6 protein-coding genes are annotated in these 5,172 nt (G+C 43.4%); 1 reads left to right on the top strand and 5 read right to left on the bottom strand.

Translation table 11 applies throughout. The features are described 5' to 3' along the window. The 4 genes from QVP35_RS08790 to QVP35_RS08775 all read right to left on the bottom strand — a co-directional run. Window positions 1–849: B12-binding domain-containing radical SAM protein (locus QVP35_RS08790; protein WP_288187834.1), on the bottom strand; the 849-nt coding region annotated here is incomplete at its 3' end. Between the two features lie 15 nt (window positions 850–864). Beyond that, complete coding sequence (locus tag QVP35_RS08785) at window positions 865–1,224, bottom strand: YccF domain-containing protein (protein WP_006566935.1); 360 nt, start codon at window positions 1,222–1,224, stop codon at window positions 865–867. Window positions 1,225–1,236: 12 nt separating this feature from the next. Further along, window positions 1,237–3,093, bottom strand: coding sequence for an ATP-dependent nuclease (locus tag QVP35_RS08780; RefSeq protein ID WP_006566936.1), 1,857 nt, complete (start codon window positions 3,091–3,093; stop codon window positions 1,237–1,239). A gap of 145 nt (window positions 3,094–3,238) precedes the next feature. Then, a complete protein-coding gene (locus tag QVP35_RS08775) occupies window positions 3,239–3,799 on the bottom strand; it encodes a CDP-alcohol phosphatidyltransferase family protein (protein ID WP_009289606.1) in 561 nt (186 codons plus the stop codon). A 124-nt stretch (window positions 3,800–3,923) separates the two neighbouring features. Here QVP35_RS08775 and QVP35_RS08770 point away from each other — a divergent pair, with 124 nt between their 5' ends. Continuing rightward, complete coding sequence (locus QVP35_RS08770) at window positions 3,924–4,979, top strand: tyrosine-type recombinase/integrase (RefSeq protein ID WP_022261044.1); 1,056 nt, start codon at window positions 3,924–3,926, stop codon at window positions 4,977–4,979. A 4-nt stretch (window positions 4,980–4,983) separates the two neighbouring features. On the opposite strand, the gene QVP35_RS08765 is transcribed toward QVP35_RS08770, so the two are convergent. Further along, window positions 4,984–5,172 (bottom strand): hypothetical protein (locus QVP35_RS08765; protein WP_288187833.1); only part of this gene is annotated, 189 nt, incomplete at its 5' end.

Here is a 5,172-nt window from a genome sequence, read left to right as displayed (position 1 = left end):
AATTTCCAGCTGGATCAGGCCGGGACGCATGCCGGATATCAGATCTAATTCTTCCGCTGATAAAAGATCGGCGGCCACCTCAAAGTGGAAATTGGTGATGCCGTTGTCGTGATCCTTTATATAATTCCATATGGCCGCGGCATGTCTGTGGTTACAGTTGAACGTCCTGTCTACGAATTTTACCTGGGGAACCCTGTGGTTAAGAAAAAACTGCAGTTCTTCTGTTACGAGAGACAGATCCCTAAAACGCAGGCACTTGTCAATGGATGAAAGGCAGTAGCTGCAGGAAAAAGGACAGCCCCGGCTGGATTCATAGTAAATGATCTTATTCTGAAAATCTTCCAGATGGTGGTAGACAAAGGGGACCATGCTTAAATCCATGACAGGCCGCCATGGATTTTCTGTAATCTGATCCCGATGTCGGTAAGTAATGCCTTGAATCTGAGAGAGATCTTCTGTCTTGCCGTGATAATGGTCAAGCAGCTCCAAAAATGTTTCTTCTCCTTCTCCCCTCATGATTCCTGTAACCTCGGGAAATTTCAGGAGAACTTGTTTTGCATCATAAGAGACTTCCGGCCCTCCCAGCCAGATGGGCAGGGAAGGGAACAGTTTTTTTATCTCGCGGAGGATTCGTTCCACATATTCGATATTCCAAATATAACAGGAGAAACAAAGAAGATCCGGTTTTTGTTTGTACAGATCCATCAAAATATCGTCTGTCTGCTGGTTGATCGTATATTCTGCGACAGTGATTTCGTCCTGATAGGGTTTTGCAAAAGCTCTCAGGCAGTACACTGCCAGATTGGAGTGGATGTATTTTGCATTAATTGAAGTAAGTATAACGTTCATGATTTCTCCTGTGTTTTAAAAAATCTCAGAGCCAAACGGCATCAGAGCCAGTTTTGCGATCTTAAAATGCTGAAGCCCGAAAGGAATGCCTACAATGGTTACACACAATAAGGCTCCCATAAGGGCAGAGCCTGCGGCCATGGGAAGTCCCGTGACGATCAGCCAGATAATATTCAGAAGCATGGAACCGGCGCCGCCGCCGTAACGTACTTCTTTTCCGAAGGGCCAGAAGCTTAGGGAAGCGAATTTAAAACACTGAAGTCCTACCGGTATTCCTACAATCGTAATGCACCAGAGGCAGCCGGCAGCGCACCAGCCCAGTCCGCTTACAAAGCCTCCGCAGATAAACCATAATATATTTCCAAAACAGCCCATAGTTTTTTCCTCCTATTCCTGTGTTCTTTTGCTCTTGAAGTAGATAAAATCATCGATTGCACCGAGGATATCCTGAAAGTCTTCTCTCGGAGCCAATTCTATATATTTTTTCAGAAGCTCCCGTTCATTTTTCTTATAGGGGCCGTAAAAAATATCAAAAAGATTATGGCCCCTCAGATAAATTTTGATCTGTTCCATATGTTGTCTGATATCCTCAGACGATGTCAAAGTTCTTCCGAGTATTTCTGTCAAATGCCTGCCGCTCTGCAGGCGATGAAGATATTCCTGCCATTTGTCAAACAAAATCTCATAGAACTCTTCCTCTGTCTTTAGAAGGTTTAATTTTACCATAACCTTTGGGTTCAGGAAATAGTTTTCAAAGGAATAATACTTTAGGATCAGGACGTTTTTTCTGGTGACCTTCGGCAGAGGGTCCGCATCGGAGAAACTCCGCTCATCATAGTATCTGCAGAGCTGTTTTCCGAGGATATCCGGGTCCTTTCCGTCGCTGTCCCGTATCATCAGGAACTGGTTCTTCAGATATATCTGATTCATATACTTTAAGTTGGCATAAGTCTTAATATTCGTACAGCTGTTGGTGGTAATGATGGCGATCCGCTTTAAACGGCCATCTTCATCACAGACTTCCGAATAATACCGTTCAAGCAAAAGAGGAAGACGGCTTTTGTCCTGTTTCCCCTCCACGATAAAAACAAAATTCACATCCATCAAGTCTGCCGCTGTATAGCCAAGGTCATTTAAGATTCCGCCGATATCTGTCTTATCCCGCACAATGGAATACGCATTTTTGTCCAGCTGGATCTGACGAATCTGCCGGCTGTTAAAGTTAAAGATCAGGTGCGGTGCATGGGTGGTAAACATGACCTGATTTTTTTCCGAAAGTTTATACAGCAGATCTCCTGCCGTTTTCTGGAGTTCCGGATGCAGATAGATTTCAGGAACCTCCATCATGATGATACATGGAATACTCGCGGACTCTTCCACATAGGCCTCCAGAAGGGACAAAATATAGATGCTGCGGATGCCTTTTCCCTGCTGCTCTACGGTTCTGGAGGCCTGATGTTCGGGACTGTAAATCATAGAATGAACCTTCAGGAGAGAATTCATATCATAATTCATATAGTAAAATACGTCACCCACTCCGCCGTTTTTGCGAAAGCTTGTGTTGACCTTTTCCACAAAACGATCCAGGTTCAGGTGGTACAGTTTATATTCGAATAATTTGGAAGCCTCAAAGGCATTCAATTCTTCCGGCATTTTTTGATTGATCAGGCCGATGCACTGAAAACAGTGGGTGCACTTTTTTTTCCTGTCAAAGAGGCAGCAGTCGGAGCGCATCTGAGTCAGCAGCCGGTCTTCCTGGCTGATAAACAGATCCTCCTGGATCTGGGAAATATCCCGTTCCGTGTCAATATAATAAATTTTGGGAAACACCTTTGGAATATAGGGATTATTTTTCTGAAATCCGTCCTGATATAAGATCCTGCCGTTTCTGTTGGCGATAAAAGAGAACGTAAGGCACCCGTCCTGAAACGAAGGAAGCCGTTCTTTAAATCTTTTTTCCCAGACATCGTAGCGCTTATATTGGCTCACAATGCCCTCGGAATGGAGGACTTTCAAATCTTCCCGGGTAATGGAGAGTGTGATCCCTATCTCGATATTTTGTCCGGATGGATGAAAATCGTCTTCGGTGATTTGATACTGTCCTCCCACTGCTCTGACTGCATCTAAAACAGAACTTTTGCCGGCATTATTTTTACCCACGAGAATCAGAGCATTTTCAACATCAGTCAAATGCATAGTCTTGATGGATTTAAAGTTATGAATATAAAGGCTGGTTATCTGCATTGAAAGCTTCTCCGATCATATAGATATATACTATTTTATCACATTTCCGGATTTGGCAGTACTTCTTCTTCAATGCTGTCTGAAAGTTCTTTCATATCGGTGATGAGTGCAATGCGAAACATTTTTATTTTACGGTAAATCCTTCCTAGTCTCCCTTGATAAAATGGTAAAATGTTGGCAGATAATAAAGCCCTGCGGCGATCATCATGCCTCCGCACAGCATCATCAGAATTAGCTGCAGGAGCCTGGGCATATGAGGGAACAAAAGGAAAAAGGCCAGGCACCAGTAAGTGATCATAGTAGATGCTTTTCCGATAAAGGCGGCACCGTCAAGCTTTTTGCCATGAAATCGCATGGAGATAAGATTTCCTGCCAGCATATACAGTTCTTTTACCGCAAATACTGCAAACAGGTATTGGATTCCCGGAATTGTTCGAATCAAGCAGAAGATCACGGCACCGAGCGTGAGTTTATCCGCAACAGGATCCAGGGCTTTTCCCAGCTGGGTCACCTGATGAAGCTTCCTTGCTGCGATCCCGTCAAAAAAGTCGGTGATGCCGGATAAAATAAGTATGAACAATGCACGGCAGGTATCTGTCACAGACTGCGCATTTAAATAAATATACATAAAAATCGGGATCAGCAGAATACGAAAATATCCCATCAGGTTTGGTATTGTAAAGAGTTCTTTTGTACGGATTGTCATACAGTATCTCTCCTTCCGTTTTTATTTTAACATACTGCCATAAATTTGTAAGGCTTTAGGCAGAAGACAGTTTATGATATAATGGACTCCAGAAAGCTGATACGGAAAGGAGCCATTTTACAGAATGAAACCTCAATCTTACTATGATGAACTGAGCATGCAGCAGACATTGAAATTAAGAGAATTGATCCGGACTCTGCCGCCTTTTGCAAAACAATTTTTCCGCGCCATAGATACGACGACTCAGGTGCGCACACGGATCGCATATGCATATGACTTAAGAGTCTTTTTTCATTTTTTAATGGATGAGAATCCGGTGTATAAGAATTATACTGTTATAGATTTTAAACCGGCGGATCTTGACAGGATTGAGTCTGTAGACCTAGAAGAATATATGGAATATTTAAAGACTTATGTCTCCGATGATAAACGGATGCAGAACACAGAAAGGGGAATCTTCCGCAAGATGTCTTCCCTGCGGACATTTTATGCATACTATTATAAGCGTCAGCTCATAAAAACTAATCCGACTCTGCTCGTCGATATGCCGAGGATTCATGAAAAAGAGATCATTCGGCTGGAAGCCGATGAAGTCGCCTCACTGCTGGATTTTATCGAGAAGGGCGGAGATAATTTAACCGGACAGAAACGAATGTATTATGAGAAAACTAAAGAGAGGGATCTGGCCATCATTACTCTTCTTTTAGGCACAGGGATCCGTGTGTCGGAACTGGTGGGCCTTGATATGAATGACGTGGATTTTAAAAATAATGGTCTTCACCTGATCCGGAAAGGCCGGAAAGAAATGACGGTCTATTTCGGTGATGAGGTATCCGATGCCCTGCTCCAGTACATAGAAGGTTCCAGGAGCAAAATCATCCCGCGGGAAGGACATGAGAATGCCCTCTTTTATTCCATGCAGAGAAAACGAATCGGAGTTCAGGCAGTTCAGAATCTGGTGAAGAAATATGCCAGACAAGTAACTCCGCTGAAAAAAATTACTCCGCATAAGCTGCGGAGTACTTATGGAACTGCTCTTTACGAGGAGACAGATGATATTTATCTGGTTGCGGAAGTTCTGGGCCATAACGATGTAAATACAACGAGAAAACACTATTCTGCCATGTCTGATACAAAGCGGAGACAGGCAGCAAAAAAAGTGACTCTCAGAGAGAAATAAATTTTCAGGAATGCCTCTTTTTTGCTGCTTCTTCTGCCAGAGTCTGATAGAGAAGTTCAGGATCGATGGGCTTAGCAAGGTGTCTGTTCATACCGGCCTCATCTGACTTCATGACGTCCTCGCGGAATGCATTGGCAGTCATAGCAATGATAGGGATGGTTTTTCCGTGCTTTTGGCCGGAATTCCGTATGAT

This window comes from Anaerostipes sp. CAG:276 (assembly GCF_000432215.1).
In the GTDB taxonomy this organism is placed as follows: domain Bacteria; phylum Bacillota; class Clostridia; order Lachnospirales; family Lachnospiraceae; genus Anaerostipes; species Anaerostipes caccae.
This window is presented reverse-complemented; position numbering and strand designations above follow the sequence as displayed.

Bases quoted from the DNA above. Each gene is read 5' to 3' on its own strand.
- QVP35_RS08785 (WP_006566935.1), bottom strand. From the start codon at position 1,224: ATGGGCTGTTTTGGAAATATATTATGGTTTATCTGCGGAGGCTTTGTA.
- QVP35_RS08775 (WP_009289606.1), bottom strand. From the start codon at position 3,799: ATGACAATCCGTACAAAAGAACTCTTTACAATACCAAACCTGATGGGA.
- QVP35_RS08770 (WP_022261044.1), top strand. From the start codon at position 3,924: ATGAAACCTCAATCTTACTATGATGAACTGAGCATGCAGCAGACATTG.
- QVP35_RS08780 (WP_006566936.1), bottom strand. From the start codon at position 3,093: ATGCAGATAACCAGCCTTTATATTCATAACTTTAAATCCATCAAGACT.